The sequence below is a fragment of the Streptomyces sp. NBC_00299 genome, from assembly GCF_036173045.1.
Lineage (GTDB): Bacteria > Actinomycetota > Actinomycetes > Streptomycetales > Streptomycetaceae > Streptomyces > Streptomyces machairae.
Window position 1 is genome coordinate 8,844,552 of record NZ_CP108039.1, and the last position, 25,086, is coordinate 8,869,637.

General features: G+C 71.6%; 24 protein-coding genes and 1 pseudogene. 13 read left to right on the forward strand and 12 right to left on the reverse strand.

The window, feature by feature from the left end; all coding sequences use genetic code 11:
* The first annotated feature begins 100 nt into the window (after window positions 1-100).
* The 4 genes from aspA (at window position 101) to OHT51_RS39315 (ending at window position 5,389) form a co-directional block, all read left to right on the forward strand.
* The gene (gene aspA / locus OHT51_RS39300; protein WP_328883678.1) at window positions 101-1,510 is read left to right on the forward strand and encodes an aspartate ammonia-lyase; all 1,410 of its coding nucleotides are present in this window, start codon (window positions 101-103) and stop codon (window positions 1,508-1,510) included.
* A gap of 47 nt (window positions 1,511-1,557) precedes the next feature.
* On the forward strand, window positions 1,558-2,499 hold the full coding sequence (locus tag OHT51_RS39305) for a glutaminase (RefSeq protein ID WP_328883679.1): 942 nt from the start codon (window positions 1,558-1,560) through the stop codon (window positions 2,497-2,499).
* 146 nt (window positions 2,500-2,645) lie between these two features.
* Window positions 2,646-4,040 (forward strand): polyprenol phosphomannose-dependent alpha 1,6 mannosyltransferase MptB, encoded by a 1,395-nt coding sequence (gene mptB / locus OHT51_RS39310; RefSeq protein WP_328883680.1) that lies wholly within the window; start codon window positions 2,646-2,648, stop codon window positions 4,038-4,040.
* Window positions 4,037-5,389, forward strand: coding sequence for a glycosyltransferase 87 family protein (locus OHT51_RS39315; protein ID WP_328883681.1), 1,353 nt, complete (start codon window positions 4,037-4,039; stop codon window positions 5,387-5,389). Before mptB ends, OHT51_RS39315 begins: the two co-directional genes overlap by 4 nt.
* Before the next feature lie 80 nt (window positions 5,390-5,469).
* Here the strand turns inward: OHT51_RS39315 and OHT51_RS39320 are convergent.
* The 3 genes and pseudogenes from OHT51_RS39320 to OHT51_RS39330 all read right to left on the reverse strand — a co-directional run.
* Window positions 5,470-6,306: pseudogene (locus OHT51_RS39320) on the reverse strand (D-alanyl-D-alanine carboxypeptidase family protein); the annotation flags it as partial.
* Window positions 6,307-6,400: 94 nt separating this feature from the next.
* Window positions 6,401-7,531 carry a transcription termination factor Rho gene (gene rho / locus OHT51_RS39325; protein WP_328883682.1) on the reverse strand — a complete coding sequence of 377 codons (1,131 nt, stop codon included), beginning with the start codon at window positions 7,529-7,531 and terminating at the stop codon, window positions 6,401-6,403.
* A 242-nt stretch (window positions 7,532-7,773) separates the two neighbouring features.
* Window positions 7,774-8,601, reverse strand: coding sequence for a class I SAM-dependent methyltransferase (locus OHT51_RS39330; RefSeq protein WP_328883683.1), 828 nt, complete (start codon window positions 8,599-8,601; stop codon window positions 7,774-7,776).
* Between the two features lie 129 nt (window positions 8,602-8,730).
* On the opposite strand from OHT51_RS39330, the gene OHT51_RS39335 reads away from it, so the two are divergent.
* The 3 genes from OHT51_RS39335 to OHT51_RS39345 are packed head-to-tail and all read left to right on the forward strand — an operon-like array spanning window position 8,731 to window position 11,056.
* On the forward strand, window positions 8,731-9,459 hold the full coding sequence (locus OHT51_RS39335; RefSeq protein WP_328883684.1) for a YciI family protein: 729 nt from the start codon (window positions 8,731-8,733) through the stop codon (window positions 9,457-9,459).
* On the forward strand, window positions 9,456-9,797 hold the full coding sequence (locus OHT51_RS39340; protein ID WP_328883685.1) for a YciI family protein: 342 nt from the start codon (window positions 9,456-9,458) through the stop codon (window positions 9,795-9,797). Before OHT51_RS39335 ends, OHT51_RS39340 begins: the two co-directional genes overlap by 4 nt.
* The gene (locus OHT51_RS39345; RefSeq protein WP_328883686.1) at window positions 9,794-11,056 is read left to right on the forward strand and encodes an RNA polymerase sigma factor; all 1,263 of its coding nucleotides are present in this window, start codon (window positions 9,794-9,796) and stop codon (window positions 11,054-11,056) included. The genes OHT51_RS39340 and OHT51_RS39345 overlap by 4 nt, the downstream gene beginning before the upstream one ends.
* 78 nt (window positions 11,057-11,134) lie before the next feature.
* Here the strand turns inward: OHT51_RS39345 and OHT51_RS39350 are convergent, their stop codons facing one another.
* Complete coding sequence (locus OHT51_RS39350) at window positions 11,135-11,533, reverse strand: nuclear transport factor 2 family protein (RefSeq protein WP_328883687.1); 399 nt, start codon at window positions 11,531-11,533, stop codon at window positions 11,135-11,137.
* Between the two features lie 70 nt (window positions 11,534-11,603).
* Here OHT51_RS39350 and OHT51_RS39355 point away from each other — a divergent pair, with 70 nt between their 5' ends.
* Entirely contained in the window at window positions 11,604-12,161 is a 558-nt protein-coding gene (locus OHT51_RS39355) for a PadR family transcriptional regulator (RefSeq protein WP_328883688.1), read from the forward strand.
* Between the two features lie 5 nt (window positions 12,162-12,166).
* Window positions 12,167-12,934: a class I SAM-dependent methyltransferase gene (locus tag OHT51_RS39360; protein ID WP_328883689.1), complete on the forward strand. Its 768-nt coding sequence runs from the start codon at window positions 12,167-12,169 to the stop codon at window positions 12,932-12,934.
* Here OHT51_RS39360 and OHT51_RS39365 read toward each other — a convergent pair.
* From OHT51_RS39365 to OHT51_RS39380, 4 genes are all read right to left on the reverse strand, one after another.
* Window positions 12,904-13,662 carry a GntR family transcriptional regulator gene (locus tag OHT51_RS39365; protein ID WP_328883690.1) on the reverse strand — a complete coding sequence of 253 codons (759 nt, stop codon included), beginning with the start codon at window positions 13,660-13,662 and terminating at the stop codon, window positions 12,904-12,906. The two genes, OHT51_RS39360 and OHT51_RS39365, sit on opposite strands and share 31 nt — an antisense overlap.
* A gap of 130 nt (window positions 13,663-13,792) precedes the next feature.
* Window positions 13,793-14,959, reverse strand: coding sequence for a serine hydrolase domain-containing protein (locus OHT51_RS39370; protein WP_328883691.1), 1,167 nt, complete (start codon window positions 14,957-14,959; stop codon window positions 13,793-13,795).
* Window positions 14,960-15,099: 140 nt separating this feature from the next.
* Complete coding sequence (locus tag OHT51_RS39375) at window positions 15,100-15,504, reverse strand: nuclear transport factor 2 family protein (RefSeq protein ID WP_328883692.1); 405 nt, start codon at window positions 15,502-15,504, stop codon at window positions 15,100-15,102.
* Between the two features lie 10 nt (window positions 15,505-15,514).
* Window positions 15,515-16,483 (reverse strand): acetylxylan esterase, encoded by a 969-nt coding sequence (locus OHT51_RS39380; protein ID WP_328883693.1) that lies wholly within the window; start codon window positions 16,481-16,483, stop codon window positions 15,515-15,517.
* A gap of 103 nt (window positions 16,484-16,586) precedes the next feature.
* On the opposite strand from OHT51_RS39380, the gene OHT51_RS39385 reads away from it, so the two are divergent.
* Window positions 16,587-17,966 (forward strand): 8-oxoguanine deaminase, encoded by a 1,380-nt coding sequence (locus tag OHT51_RS39385; protein WP_328883694.1) that lies wholly within the window; start codon window positions 16,587-16,589, stop codon window positions 17,964-17,966.
* A gap of 55 nt (window positions 17,967-18,021) precedes the next feature.
* Here the strand turns inward: OHT51_RS39385 and OHT51_RS39390 are convergent, their stop codons facing one another.
* The 3 genes from OHT51_RS39390 to OHT51_RS39400 form a co-directional block, all read right to left on the reverse strand.
* On the reverse strand, window positions 18,022-18,606 hold the full coding sequence (locus OHT51_RS39390) for an Rv1733c family protein (RefSeq protein ID WP_328883695.1): 585 nt from the start codon (window positions 18,604-18,606) through the stop codon (window positions 18,022-18,024).
* A gap of 89 nt (window positions 18,607-18,695) precedes the next feature.
* Window positions 18,696-19,484, reverse strand: a complete 789-nt coding sequence (locus OHT51_RS39395) for a ferredoxin reductase (RefSeq protein ID WP_328883696.1) — start codon at window positions 19,482-19,484, stop codon at window positions 18,696-18,698.
* Window positions 19,485-19,488: 4 nt separating this feature from the next.
* Entirely contained in the window at window positions 19,489-20,094 is a 606-nt protein-coding gene (locus OHT51_RS39400; protein WP_328883697.1) for a sulfite oxidase-like oxidoreductase, read from the reverse strand.
* 305 nt (window positions 20,095-20,399) lie between these two features.
* Here OHT51_RS39400 and OHT51_RS39405 point away from each other — a divergent pair, with 305 nt between their 5' ends.
* The gene (locus tag OHT51_RS39405; RefSeq protein WP_328883698.1) at window positions 20,400-21,251 is read left to right on the forward strand and encodes a putative protein N(5)-glutamine methyltransferase; all 852 of its coding nucleotides are present in this window, start codon (window positions 20,400-20,402) and stop codon (window positions 21,249-21,251) included.
* A gap of 68 nt (window positions 21,252-21,319) precedes the next feature.
* Here the strand turns inward: OHT51_RS39405 and OHT51_RS39410 are convergent, their stop codons facing one another.
* On the reverse strand, window positions 21,320-23,401 hold the full coding sequence (locus OHT51_RS39410; protein ID WP_328883699.1) for a SpoIIE family protein phosphatase: 2,082 nt from the start codon (window positions 23,399-23,401) through the stop codon (window positions 21,320-21,322).
* 268 nt (window positions 23,402-23,669) lie between these two features.
* Between OHT51_RS39410 and OHT51_RS39415 the strand changes: the two genes are divergently transcribed.
* Complete coding sequence (locus tag OHT51_RS39415) at window positions 23,670-24,539, forward strand: hypothetical protein (protein ID WP_328883700.1); 870 nt, start codon at window positions 23,670-23,672, stop codon at window positions 24,537-24,539.
* A gap of 155 nt (window positions 24,540-24,694) precedes the next feature.
* A complete protein-coding gene (locus OHT51_RS39420; protein ID WP_328883701.1) occupies window positions 24,695-25,075 on the forward strand; it encodes a hypothetical protein in 381 nt (126 codons plus the stop codon).
* Window positions 25,076-25,086 lie beyond the last annotated feature (11 nt).

Here is a 25,086-nt window from a genome sequence, read left to right on the forward strand (position 1 = left end):
TCGTCGCGCCCACGCGGCGGTAGCCGCAAATCGACAACGCCCCGCGCCCCTGAAAGGGGCGCTCACCCTCACGCCCCTCAGAAAGAGGACCCGTCCCCTCATGACCACCGCCACCCGCGTCGAGCACGATCTGCTCGGCGACCGTGACATCCCCGCCGACGCCTACTGGGGTGTTCACACCCTGCGCGCCACCGAGAACTTCCCCATCACCGGGACGCCGATCTCCGCCTACCCGCACCTGATCGACGCCCTGGCCGCCGTCAAGGAGGCCGCTGCTCTCGCCAACGAGGAGCTCGGGCTGCTGGAGGCGAAGAAGGCCGCCGCCATCGTCACCGCCTGCCGGGAGATCCGGTCCGGCAAGCTGCACGACCAGTTCGTCGTGGACGTCATCCAGGGCGGTGCCGGCACGTCGACCAACATGAACGCCAACGAGGTGGTGGCCAACCGGGCGTTGGAGCTGCTGGGGTTCGAGAAGGGGCAGTACCAGCACCTGCACCCCAACGAGGACGTCAACCTCGGCCAGTCGACCAACGACGTCTACCCGACCGCCGTCAAGATCGCGACGGTGTTCGCGGTGCGCGGGCTGCTCAAGGCGATGGCTGTCCTTCAGGACGCGTTCGCCCGTAAGGCCGTCGAGTTCCGCGACGTGCTCAAGATGGGCCGCACGCAGTTGCAGGACGCGGTGCCGATGACGCTCGGGCAGGAGTTCTCCGCCTATGCCGTCATGATCGACGAGGACCGGTCCCGTCTCGCCGAGGCGGTCGAGTTGATCCACGAGATCAACCTGGGCGCGACGGCCATCGGTACGGGGCTGAACGCCCCCGCCGGGTATGCCGAGTCGGCCCGCCGTCACCTCGCCGAGATCACCGGGCTCCAGCTGGTCACGGCCGCCAACCTGGTCGAGGCGACCCAGGACTGCGGTGCGTTCGTCCAGATGTCCGGCGTGCTCAAGCGCATCGCCGTCAAGCTCAGCAAGAGCTGCAACGACCTGCGGCTGCTGTCCTCGGGGCCGCGCGCGGGCCTCGGCGAGATCAACCTGCCTCCGGTGCAGGCCGGTTCGTCGATCATGCCCGGCAAGGTGAACCCGGTGATCCCGGAGGTCGTCAACCAGGTCGCCTTCGAGGTGATCGGCAACGACGTCGCCATCACCATGGCCGCCGAGGCCGGACAGCTTCAGCTCAACGCGTTCGAGCCGATCATCCTGCACTCCCTGTCGGAGTCGATCACCCACCTGCGGGCCGCCTGCCTGACGCTCGCCGAGCGCTGCGTGGACGGCATCACCGCCAACACCGAGGCGCTGCGCCGGACCGTGGAGAACTCCATCGGCCTGGTCACCGCCCTGAACCCGCACATCGGCTACACGGCGGCCACCGACATCGCCAAGGAGGCCCTCGTCACCGGCCGCGGCGTCGCCGAACTCGTCCTGGAGAAGGGCCTGTTGCCCGCCGAGACCCTCGCCGGCCTGCTGCGCCCGGAGATCCTCGCGGGCAGCGGCCAGGCGCCGGCCTGAACCGGCCCTGATCCGCTGAAGCGCACCGGGACCGGCAGGGAGGCACAATGGTGATCATGGCAGCGTCGACGTCGTCACTGACCTTCCAGCCGATCCTGGAGCGCATCGCGGAGGAGATCGAGCGGACCCCCGGCCGCGGCCGGCCCGCCGACTACATCCCGGCGCTCGCGGCCCGCGACCCGCGCAGCTTCGGCATGGCCGTCGCGGAACTCGACGGCACGGTGTACGGGGTGGGGGACTGGCGCGAGCCGTTCTCCACGCAGTCCATCACCAAGGTCTTCACCCTCGCGCTGGACCTGGCCCGCGAGGGCGACGAACTCTGGGAGTACGTGGGCCGCGAGCCCTCCGGCAACGCCTTCAACTCCCTGATCCAGCTGGAGTACGAGAACGGCATCCCACGCAACCCGTTCATCAACGCCGGTGCCCTCGTCGTCACCGACCGACTCCAGACCCGTACCGGAGACGCGGCGGGCGAACTCCTGGCGTTCCTGCGTGCCGAGAGCGGCAACGCCACCCTGGACTTCGACAAGGACGTCGCTGCCTCCGAGTCCATGCACGGGGACCGCAACGCCGCGCTCGGCCACTTCATGGCGTCGTACGGCAACATCGACAACCCCGTGCCGGTCCTGCTCGACCAGTACTTCCGCCAGTGCTCCGTCACGGCGTCCTGCGCCGACCTCGCCCTGGCCACCACCTTCCTGGCCCGCCACGGCGTCCGCGCCGACGGCACCCGCCTGCTCACCCTCAGCCAGGCCAAACAGGTCAACGCGGTCATGCTGACCTGCGGAACGTACGACGCGGCGGGCGAATTCGCGTATCGGGTGGGCCTTCCGGGGAAGAGCGGCGTGGGTGGCGGCATCATCGCGGTGGTGCCGGGCCGGTGCACGTTGTGCGTGTGGAGCCCCGGCCTGGATGAGCGAGGCAACTCGGTCGCAGGAGTGGCGGCCCTGGACAGATTCACGACACTGACGGGCCTCTCGGTGTTCTGACGGAACCACTCAATGTCCGGCAGACGCCTAGCAGCCTGCAACCTCTTCGCACCGGATCACCGTCCGGCCACACTCCGGCTGCCCTCCGGAGGGACCGGCGTCAACTCGAAGCCACCCGGCGTTGACACCCTGACCGAGTGTTGGCCATGGCTTTCCCCATCGATCTCCGCCGCTGCCAGATCCTCGGTCTGGCCGGCACCGCCTTCCTCGCCCTGGGCGGTGAGTCGGCCGGTGCGCTGCCGGTCCGGGAAATCCTGGCCCCGAGCTCGGCGCACGCGGCGCTGGGCCTGGTCGGCGTGTACTTCGGCGTCGTCCTGCTGATAGCGGCGTGGCTGATGCTCGGGCGCCTCGTGCGCAGCGCCGATCCGCCGACGCCACGCGCCCTGCTGCTGGTGCTGGCGGTGTGGGCCACCCCGCTGCTGATCGCACCGCCGCTGTTCAGCCGGGACGTGTACAGCTACCTTGCCCAAGGGGCCATGGTCGACGCGCACATCGACGTGTACTCGTACGGCCCCTCCCACCTCGGCGGCCCGCTCGCGGACGAGGTCGCCCCGCTGTGGCGGCACACGGGAGCCCCGTACGGCCCGGTGTTCCTCGGCGTCGCCTCCGCCCTGTCCGCCGTGACCCGCGGTGAGCTCCCCGCCGGGCTCCTCGGCATGCGCCTGATAGCCCTCCTGGGAGTGGCGCTGATGGCGGCCGCGCTGCCGCGCCTGGCCCGGCACAGCGGAGCCGACCCGTCCGCCGCGCTGTGGCTGGGAGCCCTCAACCCGCTGGTGCTGCTGCACCTGGTGGCGGGCGCCCACAACGACGCCATCATGCTCGGCCTGCTCGGTGCCGGCCTGGTCGCCGCGCTCGGCCGGTGGCCGGTCCTGGGCGCCGTACTCGTCACGCTCGCCGCCCTCGTCAAGGCGCCCGCGGCGCTGGGCCTCGCCGCGGTCGTACTTCTCCAGATGCGGGCCGGGCACCACCCGGTGAAGGCCGTGCTCACCACGGCGGCCGCGTCCGCTGCCACCACCGTCGCCGCGACAGCTTTGGCGGGCACGGGCTACGGCTGGATAGGCGCCCTGGACACCCCGGTCTCCTCGCAGAACTGGGCGCTCACCAGCCTGCTCGGCCGTGCCACCGCCTCCATGCTGGAGCAGGCCGGCAGTGATCTGGCGCCGCTGGCCGTGCCGGTGTGGCACACCTTCGGCCTGGTCCTCACCGGGGTTCTCGTGCTCCTCATATGGTGGCGCTGGCGACCGCGCCCCGTGTACGCGCTCGGTCTGAGCCTGGCGGCCGTGGCCGCCTTCGGACCGGCGATCCGCCCCTGGTACGCCCTGTGGGGCCTGTTCCTCATCGCCGCCGCCGCGCCCAGCACCCCGGTACGGCACCGGGTGGCGGCCCTGACGGGAGTGCTCGCGCTCGCCGTCCTGCCCAGCGGCGGCGCCGCTGACGTCGGCCAGCTGGTGCTGGCGGTCTCCGGTGGCGTGCTCGCCGTCGTCGTTCTGTGGCAGGCGCATCTCGCTGCGCAGGCCCCGGCTCTGGAGCGCACCGCATGAGACTTCCGCGTACCGACCGCGGCCGGCTCGTGCTGGTCCTCGTGCTCGCCGCCGCCGTGACCGTCTTCACCGCCACCGTGCCGCTGCTGCGCGACTGGTTCGACCTGCGCGTCTACTACGGCACCGTCGACAGCTGGATCCACCACGGCGGCCGTCTCTACGACTACCGGGTGCCCGGCACGACGTACGGCTTCACCTACCCGCCGTTCGCCGCCGTCGTCATGCTGCCCATGGCGCTGGTCGGTCTGCACGTCGCGATCGCGGTGGCGCTGCTGCTCAACCTGGCGGCGCTGGCCTTCTCGCTGCGGGTGCTGGCAGGACGGTCCTGGCGGCGCTACGGCTGGTACGGCTGTGCCCTCGTCGCCTGCGGGCTGGCCCTGTTCGAACCGCTGAGGGACACCTTCAGCTTCGGCCAGGTGAACATCCTGCTGCTGGCCCTGGTCCTCCTCGACTGCCGGCTGCTCGCGACGGGCCGGGAGCGCTGGGCGGGCGTGGGCATCGGGCTCGCGGCCGCGATCAAGCTGACGCCGGCCGCGTTCATCGGCCTGCTGCTGGTGGCCCGGCGCTGGCGAGCCGCGGCGGTTGCCACGGCCGTCGCCGCGGCGGCCACCGCGCTGGCGGCCTGGGTGGCCCCCGACGCCTCCCGCTTCTACTGGACGCACGCGATGTGGGACACCACCCGGGTGGGCCGTCTCGACTACGTCTCCAACCAGTCGCTGCAGGGCATCCTGGCCCGGCTGGACGTGTCGGGCCGCGAGGTCTGGGCGGTCGTGGTGCTGGTGGTCCTGGGCGTCTGGGCGGCGCGCACCCGCCGCGCGGTCGTGGCGGGGAACTGGACGGCGGCGTTCGCCCTGACCGGGCTGACCGCCTGTCTGGTCAGCCCGATCACCTGGGTCCACCATCTGGTGTGGCTGCTGCCGTCCTTCGCCGTCCTCGTCCGCGCCGGGCACCTGCGGATCGCGGGCGCCCTGTACGCCGTGCTGTGCACCAGCGTGGTGTGGCTGTGGTTCGACGACGCGTCCGGCGTCGACGGCTTCCTCGGCAGCAACACCTACGCCTGGATCACGCTCGGCCTGCTGCTGTGGCTGCCCGTCGGTCAACTCGGCGTCGACCGCTCGACCCTGCCCCGGGTCACCAGCGACACGGCACCGGCGCCCACCCCTGCCGCGCCCGCGATCGCGAAGGCCTCGGCCCAGCCCGGCTCGCCCTCCGGCTGCACCGCGGCGACCACGGGCACCGTCGCGGGCCCCGGCCTCGGCTTGACCCGCAACCCGTCCAGCGAGCCCACCGGTTCGACCCGTCCCGCCGCTCCGAACCCCCAGTCGAGCAGTTCGCCGGCCTCCTCGTAGACGGCGAACCCGCCCGCCCGGGGATTCATCACGGTGACGACGAGGGTGCGCTCGCCCCGGCGGGCGGCGGCGATGAGTGTGTTGCCCGCACGGCTGGTGTAGCCGTTCTTGATGCCGATCAGGCCCGGATAGCGGTCCACGCCGTTCGCGCCGGTCAGCAGCCGATTGGTGTTCTGGATCCCGTACGACCAGCCGCCCCGGCCGGGGAACCGCGCCTGTGCGGTGCTGCAGTACCGCGCGAACTCGGCGTTGCGCAGCCCCGCCCGGCCGAACACGGCCAGGTCGTACGCCGAGGACACCTGGCCGGGGGTGTCGTAGCCGTCCGGCGACACCACGTGCGTGTCGAGGGCGCCCAGGGAGCGCGCCTTGGCCTGCATGTGCTGTGCCGTGTAGCGCCAGCCGCCGTTGAGCGAGGCCAGCACCCGCACGGCGTCGTTGCCGGAGCTGAGGAACACGCCGCGCCACAGATCGGCGACCTGGTACGTACGTCCCTCGGCGACCCCGACGAGACTGCTGCCGGGCCCGATCCCGGCGAGCTCCTCCTCGCGCACCGTGTGCCGGATGCCGCCGGGCAGGGTCGGCAGCACGGTGAGGGCGAACAGTGACTTGAGCGTGCTGGCGGGCGGCAGCTTCCGGTGTGCGGCGTACGCGGCGAGCACCTCGCCGGTGTCGGCGTCGGCCACCAGCCACGACAGCGCGGAGACACTCGGAACTCGGGGTGCCCCGTCATACGGCCGCACCTGTGTGCCGGACCGGTACAGCAGGGTGGGAGGCGGCGTAGCCGCCTGGTGCCGGCCGGGAGTGTCGGGGTCGCGTGCGGGGCGGGCGACGGCGGTGGCGGGCGCGAGCGCCAGCAGGCCGGTCGCGCACAGCGCGCAGGCGGACACCAGGGCCCGGGAAGTAAATCCGATCTTCATACCGTCAACGTAGGAACGGACGCGCCGTACATCGCGCTGCCCGGGCCGGTCGGGGCGCGTCGGCACCCGGACGGGCGATGCCGGCGCGGATCTGTCATTCGCCGGGAAGCGTCGGCTGGATCCGCCGGAGGAACGTGGCGTTGTCGGGCGTCTCGCGCATGCGCTCCAGGAGGGTTTCCAGATGGGACTGGCCGTCCCGGGTCTGCAGGGCCCGGCGCAGTCCGCGCACGGCGGTCAACTCGGCCGGGGGGAGGAGCAGTTCCTCGCGGCGAGTGCCGGAGGGGTTGATGTCGACGGCGGGGAAGACCCGGCGGGAGGCGAGGTCCCGGCTCAGGCGCAGCTCCATGTTGCCGGTGCTCTTGAGCTCCTCGAAGTAGAAGTCGTCGGCCCGGGAGCCGGTCTCCACGAGGGCCGTGGCGAGGATGGTGAGCGAACCGCCCTCCTCGGCCAGGCGCGCGGCGCCGAAGAACCGCTTCGGCCCCTGCAGCGCGGCCGCGTCGACGCCGCCGCTCAGGGTGCGGCCACCGGACCCGGCCGCGTTGTTGTGCGCCCGGCACAGCCGGGTCAGGGAGTCGAGGAGGATGACGACGTCCTCGCCCGCCTCGACGAGCCGCTTGGCGCGTTCGATGACGAGCTCGGCCAGCGCGATGTGCTGCTTGGGCGCCCGGTCGAAGGTCGAGGCGTACACCTCACCCCGCACCGAGCGCCGCATGTCGGTGACCTCCTCGGGGCGTTCGTCGAGGAGCACCACCATCAGCCGGCACTCCGGGTGGTTGCCCGCGACGGCGGCGGCGATCTGCTGGAGCAGCACGGTCTTGCCGGTCTTGGGCGGGGCGACGATCAGGCCTCGCTGGCCCTTGCCGACAGGGGAGATCAGGTCGTGGACACGCCCGGCCAGGCCGGACGCCGGGTGTTCGAGGCGGATCCGCTCACGCGGGTGAAGCGGCGTCAGGTCGCCGAAGCTGCGGCGGTTCTTGGCGGGGGTGCGGCCGTTGACGTGGGCGACTTCGGTGAGGGAGCGCCGGTCGCCGCGTACGCCGTCCACGAGGTCGCCCTTGCGCAGGCCGTGGCGGCGGATGAGCGCGGGGGAGACCTGAACGTCGGAGGGCGAGGGCAACAGGTTCTCGGCGCGCAGGTACCCCTTGCCGCTCGCGTCGATGTCGAGGACACCGGTGACGGCCGGGGCCTGCTGCTGGACTGGGGGGTGTTCGAGTGTGGTGGTCATGGTGGTCGGTCCTTTCACGGACGGAAGGCATGGGACATGCGGAGGAAGGGGTGTGCCGCGGACATCGGGAAGGCGGTCAGAGCGCCTTCGGGCGGCGGGAAACAACACCTCGGACACGGCGGAACCGCTGGTCACGAGATGGTGATGAGAAGCCGGTACGCCTACCGGCGAACTGAGAGAGAACTGGCACCGGCGCCACAACCGGGCGTACACAGGTGCTGTCGCGACGGTAGCACGAAGGCTCAGCGCGTGGCGAGCATTCCGTAGAGCAACGGGATGCGGGGCTCGGGAAGACGCCACCAGCCGGAGGGTGTGCGCTCCATCTGCGGCCAGCGCTGCCAGGGCAGCTCGTCGCTCTCACGCAGCCGCCGGACGGTCAGTCCTGCTCGGCTCAACGCGTCTACGACCTCTCCTATTCCGTGCATCCACTCGTAACTGTCCGTGGCGCCCTCGACGGCAGGCCCGTCGGTGTAGGTGCGTGTCGCGTCCCGGTGCACGGCGCCGTCGCCGCCCAGGTAGTCATGGCGCAGGAGCAGCTCGGGCCCCTCACCCGGACCGGGTTTGGGGCCGAGGGAGTTGAGCAGCGGGTGGAACTCGACGATGTACAACCGCCCACCCGGACACAGGAGTTGGGCCACGACACCGGCCCAGCGGTCGAGGTCGGGCAGGTAGCACAGCGCGCCCTTGCCCGTGTACACCACGTCGAACTGCCGTTGCCCCAGGGCCTCCACGGCGTCATACACGTTGGCCTGTACGTATGTGACGTCGAGCCCGGCCTTCTGGGCGATGCCGCCCGCGGCGGCCACGGACGCGGCGGAGAAGTCCAGGCCGACGGCCCGTGCCCCGCGCTGCGCGAAGGCGATCGTCTCGGTGCCGAGGTGGCACTGCAGATGCAGCACATCGCGGCCGGCCAGCTCACCGAGGTCGTCCCACTCGAATGAGGCGAACCAGCGCGCGGGATCGAGATCCCCGTCGAGGCCGTAGAACCGGCTGGCGAGGTGGACGGGGGTGCGGGCGTCCCAGTTCGCCTGGTTGGCCGACATCATCCGGGCCTGCTCGTCGGTGGTCATGAGGACATCCAATCGCGAACGTGCCGTGCGCCGGGGCAGAAATTCCGGGCGCGCCCCGCCCGGGTGTCGATTCGGTCCGGTCCCGTTCGTCGGTGGGGTGTAGGAAGCTCATGAGGACCGGGAGGATCCATGAAGTACATGCTGCTCGTCTGCGGTGACGACACCGCCGACGGCTCGGGCATGGCCCCCGTCGAACCCTGGGTCGAAGACCTCGGCGACCGCCGGGTACGCCTGCACGGCCACCGGCTCGCGCTCCCCGAACGGGCCGTCACCGTGCGGGTGCGCGGCGGCGAGGTGCTGCGCAGCGACGGCCCGTTCGCGGAGACGAAGGAGTACGTCGCCGGGTTCGACATCCTGGAGTGCGACGGCCTGGAGGAGGCGATCGAGGCGGCCGCACGGCATCCCGTTGCCGCCGTCGGGGCCATGGAGGTGCGGCCCTTCTGGGAGGACGAGGACGCCGAGACCCGGATCCGCGCGCTGGACGCCGAGCTGACCGCGGCGCTGCGAGCACGTGACATCGACCGTATGGCTGCCTGCTACACGCCGGACGTGTCGGAGTTCCGCGACGGCCGGGAACACCGTGGGATCGGGGCCCTGCGCAAGTCGATGGAGGAAGGGCTCCGGTACGTCACCGGCCCTGTCACCCGCGAGGTGCTGGACTTCCGCGTCCACGTCGACGAGAGCATCGCCTTCGGTCACGCCCTCGTCCGCCTGCGCGGCACCCGCACGGACGGCGCGCCATTCGACGACCTGATGCGCGTCACCACCGGCTACCGCGATGCCGGTCTGCGCTGGCTGATCGCGCTCGAGCACGTCTCTCACGAACACGTCTCTCACGGAACGGAGGAGCGGTCATGAAGTACGTCCTGTTCATCTGCACGCCGGTCGGCGGCGAGGAACTCAGCCCCGAGGAGATCGCCGAGGACCCCCGCTTCACCTCGTACATCGACGAGGTCCGCAGCCGTGACGTCGTCAAGGGCGGGGCCCGCCTGCGACCGCACACCGACGCCACGACCGTCCGCGTCCACGGCGACGAAGTGCTGCTCAGCGACGGGCCGTTCGTGGAGTCCAAGGAGTACGTCGCCGGCATCGACATCATCGAGGTCGCCGATCTGGACGAGGCCATCTCGCTGGCGTCCCGGCATCCGGCGGCCCTCGGCGGCGGCTCCGTCGAAGTGCGGCCGGTTTGGGAGTGAGCGCCGCGAACGACGTCGAGAAGGCCGTCGCCGAGGCCTTCCGCGAGGAATGGGGCCAGGTCGTCGCCACCCTGATCCGGGTGACCGGCGACTGGGACCTCGCCGAGGAGTGCGCCCAGGACGCCTTCGCACAGGCCCTCGACCGGTGGCGGCGCGACGGAGTGCCGCGCCGCCCCGGCGCCTGGCTGACCACGACCGCCCGCAACCGCGTCCTGGACGTACTGCGCCGGGAGGCGGTGGGGGCGGCGAAACTCCGGGAGGTGGCGGTGCTGGCCCGCGACGAACCGCCGTACGGATCCGAGAACGACAGCGGTGACGGCAGCGGGGTGCAGGACGACCGGCTGCGGCTGATCTTCACCTGCTGTCACCCCGCGCTGCCCATCGAGGCCAGAGTCGCGCTGACACTGCGCACGCTCGCGGGGCTGACCACACCGGAGATCGCACGCGCCTTCCTCGTCCCCGAGGCGACCATGGCGCAGCGCCTGGTGCGCGCCAAGCGGAAGATCCGCAACGCCGGAATCCCGTACCGGATCCCGCCCGCGCACCTCCTGCCCGAGCGCACGACGGGCGTGCTCGGTGTGATCTACCTGCTGTTCAACGAGGGATACGCGGCCACCGCCGGCGCCGATCTCGTCCGTACGAACCTCTGCGCCGAGGCGATCCGCCTGGCCCGCGTGCTGGCCCGGCTCATGCCCGACGAGCCCGAGGTGCTCGGCCTGCTCGCGCTCCTGCTGCTGCACGACGCCCGCCGTCACACACGCGTGGACGCCGCCGGCGACCTGGTGACCCTGGAGGACCAGGACCGTACGGCCTGGGACCGAGCCGAGGCCGACGAGGGCGCCGCTTTGCTGGAGACCGCACTGCGGCGAGGCCGCCCCGGGCCGTACCAGATCCAGGCCGCCATCGCCGCCTGCCACACCACCGCGCCCAGCGCCGAGGAGACTGACTGGGCCGACATCGCCGCCCTGTACGGCGAGTTGGCGCGCCTGGTGCCCTCCGCCGTGGTCCGCCTGAACCGAGCGGTGGCCGTCGGCATGGCCGACGGCACGGACGCGGGCCTCGCCCTGGTCGGGGAGCTGGAGGAGGAGGGCGACCTGGCCGGGTACCACCTGCTGCCGGCCACCCGCGCGGATCTGCTGCGCCGCAGTGGCCGTACGGACGAGGCGGCGCAGGCGTACCGCAGCGCGCTGGAGCTGGTGGAGAACGACGCGGAACGGAGGTTCCTCGAAAGGCGGCTCGCGGAGTGTCGATCCGGGTGACGGCCGTTCGTCAGTGGGGTGAGAACGCCCTTCGGCGGCGCCGACCACGCCCTTACGACATGGGAGTCCGCCAGGCGGTCATGCCGACTGCGCCGCCGCCTCCTTCGCGATCTGGTCGAACTGCGCGCCCATCGCCTCGGCCAGCGCCTGCAAGCCCGACAGCGGACGGATCATGACCATGAAGTCGTCGATCAGCCCGTCCTCGTTGACGTGCAGGAAGTCGCACCCGGTGATCTCCCGGTCGCCCACGCGCGCGGTGAAGACCAGGGCGTGATCGCGGCCGCCCGGGTCGTTGATCTCGCGCACATAGCGGAAGTCCTCGAAGACCCGCACCACAGCGCGCAGGATCGCCGCCGTGATCGCCTGGCCGGCGTACGGCTTGAACACGGCCGGGCTGGTGAAGACGACGTCCTCCGCCAACAGGGCCTCGACGGCTTCGGCGTCGCCTGCTTCCACCGCCTCGCGGAACGCGCGCATCGGATCACCTCATAGTCAAATAGTTGAGTAGGTGCCGATGAGAATAATCACCTGCTGTTAACGTGTCCACATGTCCCTCAAGTACGCCGTCCTCGCCGCCCTGCTGGAGGGCGAGGCCTCGGGTTACGAGCTGTCGAAGGTCTTCGACGTCTCGTTCGCCAACTTCTGGCCCGCGACCCCGCAGCAGCTCTACCGGGAGCTGGAACGGCTTGCGCAGGACGGTCTCGTCCAGGCCCGGTTCGTGCAGCAGGAACGACGGCCGAACAAGCGGATGTTCACGCTCACCGAGGCCGGACGCGAGGACCTGCGGGCCTTCGCCGCCGAGCCGCCCCGGCGGCCCACCGCCATCCGCGACGAACTCCTGATCAAACTCCAGGCCATGGAGGACCCCGAGGTCACCCGCGCCCTGATCGAGGAGCGCAGGACCTGGTCGCGTGGCAAGCTCGACCGCTACGAACGCGTCCGCGACCGCCTTCTCGACGGGCGGACCGAGGACGAGTATCTGCGCGAGTCGGACCGCATCGGGCCGTATCTCACGCTGCTCGCCGGAATCTCCTTCGAGCAGGAGATTCTGCGCTGGTGCGAGCGCGTTCTCACCGTTCTGCAGCACCGAGTGGCCACGGGGTGACGCGGATGTTCAGCCCCGAAGGCCCCTCCCTGCGCGAACTCGCCGTCCAGGCCCTGTCGTCCGTCGAGCGGGGATACGACCTGCTCGCCCCCAAGTTCGACCACACGCCGTTCCGCACGCCGGATTCCGTGCTGCGCGCGGTCACGTCGGCGCTCGGCCGCACGGGCCCGTACGACGACGGCCTCGACCTGTGCTGCGGCACGGGCGCGGGTGTCGACGTGCTGGCCGAGGTGTGCCGGCGCAGCGTCACCGGCGTCGACTTCAGCGCCGGCATGCTCGATGTCGCCCGGCGACGGGTGCGGGTCGGGGAGCGGCGCGTCGGCTGGGTTCGTGCCGACGCCCGCGCCCTGCCGTTCGCCCCGGCTTCGGCTTTCGACCTCGTGGTGAGCTTCGGGGCGTTCGGGCATTTCCTTCCCCGCGAGCTGCCGGGCCTGTTCGCCCAGGTCCACTCCGTCCTGCGGCCCGGCGGGTGCTTCGCCTTCCCGGTCGTGGCTCCGCCCCGCCCCGCGTCCCTCGGCTACTGGATGCTGCTGGGCTTCGACACGGTGATGCGGGTGCGCAACGCCGTGTGGCGGCCGCAGTTCGTCATGTACTACCGGGCCTTCCGGCTCGGGGAGGTACGCGACGAACTGGCCCGCGCCGGCTTCGAGGTGGAGTCGCAGGCCCTGCCCGAGTTCGGACGGCGGCGGGACGGGAGCCCCCGTGTGCGGATGGTGGTGGCGCGACGCCCGGACCAGGTGGGTCAGACCGCCGCGGGCAGCGTGAACTCGTAGACCAGAGCGTCCTGTTGGGCGTCCATCACCAGGTCCGTGATCTCCAGTGGGCGGGCGTACTGGTCGTGCACGCGCCGGGTGACCCGCACCGAGGGTGCGCCCGGGAGCCGCGTGATGGTGTCCCGGTGGTGGAGGGCGAGGCCCGCTTTGCGCATCCAGTCGTAGGCGCGGCGCAGTTGGGCGGACGCGGTGCCCTCGGTGCGGTCGCCGTCGGCGCGGTCACGGCAGCGGGCGAGCTCCGCCACCTCGGCGAGGGCCACCGCCGAGAACGACGTCACTGCCGTCCGCCGGCCACGACCGTCGGCGCCGGCGGACTCGTACCGGTGCACCAGGGTCGCCCGGTGCGTGGCCAGCCCCAGGGCCGCGGCGTGCTCCGGCGGGGGAGTCTCCCAGGCGACCGTCGCCCGGTCCACCGCGCCCGGGCCGGCCGGCCGGGCCCCGACCGGGAAGGTGAGGGTCGACGGGGTCTCGACCGGCGGACCGGACAGGGTGGCATGGCTGCCCCGACGGTCGGTGGCGACCAGGCCCCGGTGGCGCAACACCTCCAGCGCCTGCCGTACGGTCTCCCTGCTGACCTCGTAGTGGAGCGCCAACTGCCGTTCCGACGGCAGCCGTTCACCGGGCGGGATGGTTCCGTCGCTCAGCTCGTCGAGCAACCGGGTGGCGACTCTCCAGTACAGCGGCTGCGCTTCGGTGAGGGGGCGGTCGTGCGGGGTGGTGCGGGCCATGCCGCGCCTCCTGTTGGTGACGTGTTGTAGCCATGCGGGTTCGTTGCGCCACCAGATCTAAGCATTGGTCTAAACCACGGCGGAAGGGTGGTCTGTCACTTCGGCCGAAACGGTCCGCGCGGACAGGCCGTCACAGGGCGCCGTACAGGGCGTCGATCAGCGCCATCTTCCGCGGGTCGTCGGCGATATGAGGCCCCATCCGGTTCATCACATAGCCCAGTGACACCCCGGCCTCCGGGTCGGCCAGACCGCAGGAGCCGCCGAAGCCGTCGTGTCCGAAAGCCCGCGGGTTGGGCCCGTACGACCCGTTGGCCCCGCTCAGCCACAGGCCGAGCGCGACCTCCGTCTCGCTCTCGAACCCGGCCCCGAGTGCCAGATCCCGGCAGGCACCCTGCCCCTCACGCACCCGCTCGGCCGCCTCGGGGGAGAGGATGCGCCGGCCGTCGTACGACCCGCGCCCCGCGAAGATGCCGTACAGGGCGGCGACCGCCCGAGCCGTGCCGTGCCCGTTCGCGGCGGGTACCTCTGCAGCCCGCCACTCGACCGAGTTGGCCTGAGCCGCCCCCACGGCTGGATTGGCCAGCGCGGCGATGGCGGCAGGCGCCAACTGGCTGAAGATCGCCGCCTGTTCACTGCTCGACGCGACCGGCGCATGCACCAGCTCGGCCGCCCGTGCGTACTCCTTCTCCGGCAACCCGATCACGAAGTCGATGCCGAGCGGCCCGGTCACCTCACGGTCCAGGAAGGCCCCGGGCAGTAGCCCCGAGACCCGCCGCACGACCTCCCCGACCAGGAAGCCGTACGTCAGTGCGTGATATCCGGACTGCGTCCCCGGCGCCCACCACGGCTCCATCGCCGCGAGCCGCTGGGTCGTCAACTCCCAGTCGCAGAGCTGCTGAAGCGAGTGCGGCTCCCGCAGCCCGGACAGACCGGCACGGTGCGACAGGAGATGCCGTACGAGGATCTGCTCCTTGCCCGCGGCGGCGAACTCCGGCCAGTACGCGGCCACCGGCGCGTCCAGGTCGAGCAGCCCCCGGTCGGCGAGGATGTGCGCGCACAGCGCCGTCGGTCCCTTGGACGTCGACCACACGTTGACCAGCGTGTCGCGCTCCCAGGGGCGGCTGTGTGCCGCGTCGGCCCAGCCGCCCCACAGGTCCACCACGGTCTCGCCGCCGACCCTGACGGCGACCGCGGCGCCCAGCTCCCCGCGCTCCCGGAAGTTCGCCTCGAACGCCGTCCGCACCGCCGCGAACTGCGGATCGCAGTGCCCGTGCACCTGTGCCTCTTGCTCCGCCATGGCCCACCCCTAGTCGTCCGCACCTAGTCGTCCGCAGACATCCGCAGGAAACCCGGACCGCGACCGTGCGACCGGGCTCCTTGAACGTACCGACTGGTCGGACTGGGCGGAAGGCGTCGAACACGCCGAACGCACCGAGCTCACCCGAAGAACAGCGCACCTTCCGGCTCCCGGTGACCATCGACGGTGTGCCAGTAGTCGCGGGTCTCGACGGCGAGCCCGGCGGCGTCGAACCGCACGAAGACACACCCGGCAAGCGTCGACGGCGCGCCGTCCTCCTCGGCCAGGACCCGGAACTCGGCCACGGCCACACCGTCCTCGCCCACGACCGGCGCGGAGAAGCGCACGTCGGTCACCCGCTCACCGGCGAACGACCAGCGCAGATATTCGGCCAGCGCCGCGCGCCCGCGGTGCGGCTCGCGGAATGGCATCGAGCGGTGGAGACAGTCCTCGGCGTACAGCTCCAGCAGGGCGTCCATGTCGTGTGCCGTCCAGGCCCGCTGCCAGACCCGGACGAACCGGTCCGCGGCCTCACGCGTCTCCATGCCGGACCTCTCAGGCGTGCGTGCGCAGCCAGTCCAGCTTGGCCGCCTCGTGGAACGGGCCGCCGCCCTCGTGGTCGTTGAAGTCGTACACCTCGATGGCCTTCTCGGCGTGGGCCCAGGCGTTGAAGGCCGCGAAGACGGTGGACGGCGGGCAGGTCTGGTCCTCCAGGGCCGCCGAGAACAAGGCGGCAGCCCGGCCACGGGCCGCGAAGTGGACGCCGTCGAAGTACGACAGGGTGCGCTGGACGTCCTCGGTGCGGCCCCGGTGCGTCTTGAGGTACAGGGCGATCTCGCGGTACGGGTGGCGGTCCGTCAGAGTCGCCGCGCGCGGATAGTCGCACAGGAACGGCACGTCCGGCGCGATCGCCGTCAGGTCCGGGACCAGGCCCCCGACCGCGATGGTGATTCCGCCGCCCTGGCTCGAGCCCAGCGCGACCGTGCGCGAGGCGTCGGTCAGCGGATGGGAACGGGCGGCCTCGACGGCACGGACCGCGTCCGTGAACACCCGGCGGTAGTAGTAGTTCTCGGGCGCGTCGACGCCGCGCGTCATGAACCCGGGGTACGCGGGCCCCGCCCCCACCGGGTCCGGTGTGCCACCGCCGGCGCCCCACGCGCTGCCCTGGCCGCGCGTGTCCATCATGAAGTGCGCCCGGCCCGAGGAGGCCCACAGCAGGTTCTCGTGCGGCAGGCCGCGCCCGCCGCCGTACCCGAGGAACTCCACCACCAGCGGCACCGGCTCGGTGGCACCGGTGGGCAGCCGCAGCCAGCCCTTCACCGGGTGACCGCCGAACCCGGCGAACGTCACGTCGTACACCTGCACCGTGGCCAGCCCCGTGTCGACCGGCTCGAAGCGGGCGTCCAGATCGTGTCCGCGCGCTTCCTCAAGGGTCTTGGACCAGAACGAGTCGAAGTCCTCGGGTTCGACGGACTTGCTGCGGTACTCGCGCAGTTCGTCGAGCGGAAGGTCGAACAGGGCCATGGAGGACCGCCTTTGCCCAGAGTGACTGCGGATGATCACACCGTACGTGGATGATCGGACGACTCGCCAGAAGTCTCCCGTGCCGTGTGCCTACGATGGCGCCATGACGTCTGCCGTCGAACCCCCGGTCAGGGCCGCGGAACTGCTGGTCAAGGACGCCGAACTGCTCGTCGTGGACGGAGACCGGGAGATCCCGGGCGGTTGGCTGGCCGTCAGCGGTGGTCGGGTCACCGGCGTCGGCGCCGCGGGGAGCGAGCCCGAGGCCATCACCACCGTCTCGGCGGCCGGTCGCCTCGTCACTCCGGGCCTGGTCAACACGCACCATCACATCTACCAGAACCTCACCCGCTCCTACGCGCCCGCCGTCAACGGCTCCCTGTTCGACTGGTTGACCACCCTCTACCCCCTGTGGGCGGACCTCGACGAGGAGGCCGCGTACGTGTCGGCGTACGTCGGCATGGCCGAACTGCTCATGGGCGGCTGCACCACGTCCTCCGACCACCTCTACGTCCATCCCCGCCCGCGCCTGGTCGACGCCGAGATCCGCGCCGCCCGCGACATCGGCTTCCGCTTCCACGCCACCCGTGGCTCGATGACCCGCTCCGTCGACGACGGAGGACTTCCGCCGAGGAGCGTCACGCAGACCGAGGAGGAGGTGCTGGCCGACAGTGAGCGCCTGATCACGACGTACCACGACCCCGAACCGGGCGCGCTGGTGCGGGTCGCGCTCGCGCCCTGCTCACCCTTCTCGGTGACCAAGTCGCTGATGACGGCGACCGCGGAACTCGCCGAGCGCCACGACGTGCGGCTGCACACGCACCTCGCCGAGGACCACGACGAGGACACCTACTGCCTGGAGACGTACGGCTGCCGCCCCGTCGAGTACTTCGAGCAGACGGGGTGGATGAGCGACCGCAGCTGGGTCGCGCACTGCATCTACCCGACCGGCGACGAGCTGCGCCGCCTCGCTGCCGCCGGTGTCGGCGTGTCGCACTGCCCCAGCTCCAACATGCTCATCGGCGGCGGCACCGCGCGCGTGAAGGAGATGCGCGAACTGGGCCTGCCCGTCGGCATCGGCTGCGACGGTTCCGCCTCCACGGACCACGCCTCGCTCTGGATGGAGACCCGGGCGGCACTGCTGCTGGGCCGCTACCGCGGCGGACCCGGCGCGATGACCGCACGCGACGCCCTCGACATCGCCACCGGTGGCTCGGCGCGCTGCCTGGGCCGGGACGGCGAGCTGGGCCACCTGCGGCCCGGGGCCTGCGCCGACCTGGTCGTCTGGGACCTGCACGAGGTCGCCCTCGCCGGCGCGCTCAGCGACCCCGTGGAGGCCTGGCTGCGCTGCGGGCCCGCCCGGGCCTGGACCACGGTGGTCGGCGGCCGGATCCTGGTGGACCGGGGCGAGCCCCGCTTGCCGGCGCTGGCGGACGCGCTGCGCGGGCACGGACGGATCGCCCGGCGTATGCAGCGGAGTGCCTAGCCGGCAGGCAGCAGGCGGTAGTGGGTGGGCGGGCGTCGCTTGGCAGGCGCCGCGGTCACGCCCTGCGGTCCGTCCAGTCCGGCTCTGTCTGGGCCCACTCCTGCTCCCACTCGGCCAGGCGCCGACGCATCGCGTTGTGGCGTACGACGGCGTGGCCGAGCAGAATCACGGCGACCGCGCCGCCCGCGGCACAGACGCCAACGGTGACGGTGTGCTGCCAGACGGCCATGCCGCTCGCAGGCGGGGCCGTGCTACGGCCCCGGGAGTCCAGCCACACGTCGACCGTGTCGCCGGCCCGCGTGCCGGCCGGTACGCGCGCCGTGGCCGTACGCGGACCGCCTTCCGGCTCGGTCCAGCGCACGGCCGTTCTGGCTGACGGCTGCCGCCCGCCCTGTGCCATCGGAACCGCGTCGGCGGACTTGCCGACGACCTCCGCCCGTACATGCCGGCGATCGGCCCGCTGCTCCCGGGCCACGCCCCGGGCGCTGTCATGGGCCCACCACGCCGCGACCACCCCGACCAGGGGTGCGACCACGAGCAGCAGGAGGGCCACGGTGAGCACCGTCCACGCCTCGACGACATCCGACCGGCGCCGCAATGGACTGCGCCGCCAGCGCCAGCCACGCACCCGATATCGCATGGCGTCCAGGTACCCCGTACGCCGGACATGGTTCCTGACGATCCCGGACGAGATGCGTCCCCGTGTCGCGTATCGCGTGCCGCCGCCGTTCAGCCGAAGCGTTCGATGCGGATGCGGTCCACGGGCTGACCTGCCGCCACGAGCAGCCGTGAGGCGTGCTCGGCGAATCCATTGGAACCGCACACATAGGCCTCCCACCCACCGGGAGGCGGCTCGGCCAGGAGGGGCGCAACATGTGCGGCGGCCACACGTCCCACGGCCACACCCTCCGGTGCACTGCGCGTGAACACAGGCGTCGTCTCCGCGCCGTACTCCCGCGCGTAGATCAGCTCCTCGGGGCTGCGCGCCGACACCAGCAGTCGCAGTGGCACGTCCAGGCCCCGCGCCCGGTGGTGCCGCACCATCGACATCAGCGGTACGACGCCGGAGCCGGCGCCGACCAGCAGCGCGGGCCGGTCGCCGGGCCAGGCGAAGAAGCCGCTGACGGGGCCGCGCACCTCGACCGTGTCACGGGGCTCGGCGACCGTGTGGAACCAGCCGGACACCTCACCGTCCCCGACATGGTCCAGGGTGAGCTCGATGTGGCCCGAGCCGTCCGGTGCGGACGCGATCGAGTAGTGGCGTTGGGCGACGTAGCCGTCCTGTGCCGTCAGGCGCAGCATCAGGTGCTGGCCGGGCAGATGGCCCACCCAGGCCGGCACCGCGAGTCGGAACGTGGCGGCGTGCGGGGTCTCGCGGCGGATCTCGGTGATCGTGGCGGTCTGCCACATCGCTGCGGCCTGCTCGCCGACGGCGATCCGCCCGGGCACCGCGAAACGGGTCGGGGGAGCGAACGCCACGGCTGCCTCGGCTGCCACGGTTGCTTCAGTGATGTCCATTGCCTCAGTCACCCGAGTACCGCTGCTCTTCCCATGGGTTGCCGCGGGCGTGGTAGCCGTTCTGCTCCCAGAAGCCGGGCTCGTCGTGGTCGAGGATGCGCAGGCCCGCGATCCACTTGGCGCTCTTCCAGAAGTACAGGTGCGGCACCAGCAGCCGTGCCGGGCCACCGTGCTCCGGGGCGAGCGGCCTGCCGTCGTACTCCCAGGCGATCCAGGCCCGTGAGCCGGTCAGGTCGGCGAGCGGAAGGTTGGTGGAGTACCCGGTGTGTGAATAGGCGACGGCATGTGTGGCGGACACATGGGGCCGGACCACAGCAAGGAAGGCGTCCAGCGAGACGCCCCCGAACCGCACGCCGAGCTTCGACCAGCTCGTCACGCAGTGGATGCTGCCCTCGTACCCGGACGCCGGCAGCTCGTGCGCCTGCTCCCAGTTCCAGCTCCGTGGCTCCTCGACCAGACCGTCGATGCGGAAACTCCACTCGGCGGGCGTCAGCTCGGGCGTGACCTCGGCGGACAGGACGGGCCAGTCGTCGCCCGCGTCGTACTGGCCGGGCGGCAGTGCGGCGTTGTGGACGCGGGGGCGGCCGGTGAAGCCTCGGGTGACGTTCATACGGGTGGTGCCTCCAGGCCGCCGTCGGCGGCGGCCCGCGGGTCGAGCGTGATCAGTGCTTGCTCATTCTTGCTCATTCAACCGTACGCGCTCCGGTGGCCCGCCTTGGCCGATGCCCGGGAGCGTTCGTGATCGTTGGGGTAGGGTTGCCCTCCGGCCGGGACAGTCCCCGCCGCACGGAGTCCAGGAGGTGAGACCCATTACCGCTGTGTCAGGTCGGGTGCTCTCACCTCGAATCGGCGCGGATCACCGCCGGTAGGCGACCGCGAGAGCATCCTTCGGCTTCCGAAAGGCTCTCGGCTTCCATGCCTTCTCTTTCCTCCCCGTCGCCGTCGTCTTCGCCGTCGCCCTCGTCCTCCTTGCCTTCTGCTCCCTCGCGCCTCGCTCGCGACGCAGTCGTGACCGCACTCCGTGCCGCCGGCTGTGTCTTCGCCGAGGACGAGGCCCGGCTGATCCTTGCCGCAGCCGGCACCCCGGACGAGCTGGCGGCCATGGTGGACCGACGTGTCACCGGCCTGCCCCTCGAACTCGTCCTGGGCTGGGCCGAGTTCCGCGGGCTGCGCATCGCCGTGGCACCCGGCGTCTTCGTGCCCCGCCGGCGCACCGAGTTCCTGGTCGAGCGGGCCGTCGCCCACGCGCGTCACGCGTCCGTCGTCGTGGACCTGTGCTGCGGCTCGGGCGCGGTCGGCGCGGCGCTGGCCGCGGCACTCGGCCCCGTCGAGCTGCACGCCGCCGACATCGACCCGGCGGCGGTGCGCTGCGCCCGCCGTAACGTGGCCCCCTTCGGCGGTGAGGTGCACACCGGCGACCTGTTCGAGGCGCTGCCCTGCACCCTGCGAGGCCGGATCGGGATACTCGCGGCGAACGTGCCGTACGTACCCACCGACGAAGTCGGGCTCCTGCCCGCGGAGGCCCGCGACCACGAGCCGCACGTCGCCCTCGACGGCGGCCCGGACGGACTCGACGTCCTGCGCCGGGTCGCCGCCGAGGCTCCCCGATGGCTGGCCCCCGGCGGCTGCCTGCTGATCGAGACGAGCGAACGCCAGGCGCCGACGGCCCTGGAGGCCTTCACTCGCAGTGGACTGGCGTCGCGTCTGATCGTCTCGGAGGAGCCGTACGTGGCTGTCGTTGTCGGCCTCAACCATGCGGACCGCTAGGCCGATTGGGGCCGCCGCGCTGCTTTCGAAGGACTCTCCAGTTGTCCCAGGCGGTGGCGCTCCACCGATCAATCAGGCGGCAGAACACGGGCGATGAGCAGTGCCACGTCGTCGGAGTTCTCGGGCTGGTGGAGGGTGCGCAGCAGGAGGTCGCAGACTTCCTGCAGCGGGCGGTCGGGGCCGTCGAGGAGGTCCAGGAGGGCGTCCAGGCGTTCGTCGAGCGGGTGTTGGCGGGTCTCGACGAGGCCGTCGGTGTAGAGGACCAGTCGGTCACCGGGTTCGAGGTCGACGGTCGTCGTGGAGAACGCGACTCCGCCGACGCCCAGCGGTACCCCGGTGGGCAGTTCGAGGAACTGCGGGTCCCGGCCGGGGCGGAGGCGGGCCGGCGGCAGGTGCCCGGCGTTGGCGATCAGGCACTGGCGCTGCTGCGGGTCGTGGACGACGTAGACGCAGGTGGCGATGGAGTGGTCGAGGCCCTCGGTGATCTTGTCGAGGTGCTCCAGCAGCCGGGCCGGTTCGAGGTCGAGGGAGGCCAGCGTGTGCGTCGCGGTGCGCAGCCGGCCCATGGTCGTCGCGGCGGCGATGCCGCTGCCCATCACGTCGCCGACGACGAGCGCGGTCTTCCCGCCCTCCAGGGGAATCACGTCGAACCAGTCGCCGCCGACCTCGGCGGTGGCGCCCGCGGGCTGGTAGCGGGAGGCGACCTCCAGGCCGCCGGTCACCGGAGGATGGCTGGGCAGCAGGCTGCGCTGCAGGGTGAGGGCGGTGTCGCGGGCGTTCTGGTACCAGCGGGCGTTGTCGATCTGCACCGCCGCGCGGGACGCCAACTCGCGGGCGAGCAGCAGGTCGTCCTCGCTGAACGGCAGCGGATTGCGGGTGCGCTTGAGGTCGAGGGCGCCGAGCACCTCGCCGCGCGCGATCAGCGGCACCGCCAGATAGGAGTGCACGCCCGCGCGGCCCAGCTGGACGGCGGCCTCGGGCGAACGGGCGATGCGTGGCAGGTCCTTCTCCTCGACGTGCGCCACCATGATCGGGCCGGCGGTGCGCACACACTCGGTGACCAGGCGGTCGGGACCGTAGCGGGCGACCTGGCCGGGCTGGTCGGCGGCGTCGAGGGCCACCGTGTCGTGCCCCGCCTTGACGGCGAGCGCGCGGATCACCGCCGACTCCGCGGGCCCGAGACTGCTGCGTCTGCCCTCCACCACGGCTTCCAGCAGATCCACGGCCGCCACGTCGGCCAGCTCCGGCACGGCGACCTCGGCCAGCTCGTGTGCCGTGCGGTCCAGCTCCAGCGTGGTGCCGATGCGCGCGGAGGCGTCGGCGATCAGGGCCAGACGCCGCCGCGCCGTCTCGGCCTCGACGGCGGCCTGGTGCTGCTCGGTGATGTCCACCGCCATGCCGGCCACACCGAGCACCGTCCCGGCGGAGTCCTCCAGCCGGTACAGCGACATGGACCAGAAGTGCTCCACGTCCGGGTCGGCCAGGGTCCGGCCCATGATGCGCTGGTTGATGAGCGCGTCGCCGGTCCGCAGCACCTCGCGCAGAGCCGCTTCGATGGCCTCGGCGGCGTCGGGGTCGGGCAGCAGCTCACGTGGTGTGCGGCCGAGGTGCTCGTCGGCCGGGATGCCGTTGAGCTGTGCCAGCGCCGGGTTGACCGTGACGTAGCGCAGCTCGGTGTCCATGACGGCCAGCCCGATGGGAGCCTGGGCGATCGTCCGGGTCGACAGGGCGACGTCCCGCTCCACCTGGCGGACCGTCGTCTGGTCGGCGCACAGGCCCAGTGCGTAGACGTCCCCCTGGTCGTCCAGCAGCCGCATGTTGCGGAACTCCACCAGCCGCGTGCTGCCGTCCTTGCGCCGGATCGGGAATGCCCCGGCCCAGCCCTCACCGGTCTCCATGACGTCGGCGAACAACTTGACGACCAGGTCCACGTACTGCTCGTGGACCATGATCCGGGCGGCGTACTCGCCCAGCGCCTCCCGCGCGGGATAGCCGAACAACTCCTCGGCCTGAGGGCTCCACAGCACGATGCGGCCCTCGGTGTCCAGCACGACCGAGGCCACGCCGAGCACATCGAGCAACCCGCTCGGCCCTACCGGCCCGCGCACCGGCTCATCGCCCCCGGCCACGGGACGTTCGGCTGCTGACATCCGCACCGCCTTCGCCCATCACCTCGCGGCACGCCATTCCCCCGTGCCGACTCCCCTTGTTCTACCGCGTTCAACCGTCTCCGGGCCCCCTCGGTCCCTCTCCTCCACCATCCCTCAACACGACGGCGGGCGTCCGCCGAAGTCAGCACGGGGGCACGTGACTGTGGCCGATCAGACAGCGCATGTTCGCTCGCTTGGTCTGTACATGACCATACGAGCCCGCCAGACTGTCCGCCGACCCGCACCCACCCCCCAAGGAGTCGGTCCCATGGCCCAGCATGTCTGGCAACGTTGTCAAACCGCTCTCACCTGCCTCGTCGCCCTCGCCTCCGCCGCCGTGCTGTCCACCGCGACACCCGCACAGGCCGCCGACACATGGACGGAGGTGGGCTCCGACCGCGCCGACCCGCTGACCGAGAGCCAGGGGCTGACCTCCGTGGAGGTCCCGGCGAACAGCGCGAACCGCTACACGGGCATCGGCACCATCCCCGCCTCGGTCAGCAGCCGTGGGTGGAACCACGTGGGCGACCCGGACGCCTCCTACAACGGCTACTACATCGAGCCGTACCAGGCGGACTCCGGCAGCGCGAAGATGTTCCGGGTGCAGGCGCCGAACGGGACCTGGTCCGAGTACGTCCACGCGCTGGGCTCCGGCGAGGCGCTGAACAACTCCTTCGCCGCCATCACCCCCGGCGGTCAGTGGATGGTGTCGGGCGAGTGGGGCACCATGACCCGTCTGCTGGTCCACCCGACCCCCGGCGTCAACTCCAGTACGTCGCCGTCGGCGAACCTCCCCTGGACGTCCAGCATCCGGCTGGACCACGCCGTGCGCGACATCCAGGGCTGCGACTTCCTCAGCGCCACCACTCTGCTGTGCGCCTCCGACGACCCGGCGGGCACCCTCTTCGGCATGACCAAGCCGCTGCTCCAGATCGACCTCTCCGCCGAGCCCGGCTCGTCCGACGTGACCGGACATGTCACGGCTCTGCGCCAGCTCCCGCTGCGCAGCTCCTGCTCGGGCGAGTTCGAGACGGAGGGCATCGACTACGACCGCCGTACCGGCACCCTGCGCGTGATCGTCATCTCGCCGGGCTTCTGCGTGCTGACGGACAGCAAGACGTACCGGTTCACGCGCTGACCTGCCGGTCGACCCGCTGCCGGGCCCGTCCTGGGCGCGGACGGTGCGGTTCCGCCGGTAGTGCCGGGCCGAACGTGGTGCTTTTCTTGGGATTGGGGTCCGGTTCCGCGGGCAACCCGTGGCACCGCGGTGCGGCCACGAGAGGAGCGATCACGATGGTCCGTGAACGACTGCACGAGGAACCTGTCTCCGTCGAGATCAGCGGATGCAGCAAGGAAGACGCCCGGATCGTGTTCGACGCGCTGAATGCGTGCTTCGAGTCCGACCGGACCCCCGAGGACGTGCCGCAGCAGCTCCATGAGACGCGCCCCATGGTGTGGCTCGGCACGTTCGAGGTGACGGACGCCCAGGAGTGCCCGGTGCCCGCCCGGCTCTCGGCGTCCGTCGAGGCCGACGCACAGGGCGGCTACTGGGCCATCGAACGGCTCCGTACGACGCTGGACTCGCTGTTCACGGTGCACGACCTGACCTCGGCCTCGGGCGACCAGGAGAGGGAGCTGCACGTGGTGCTGGAGAGCCGGTCCGGCGCGTCATGACGTGCCCCTCC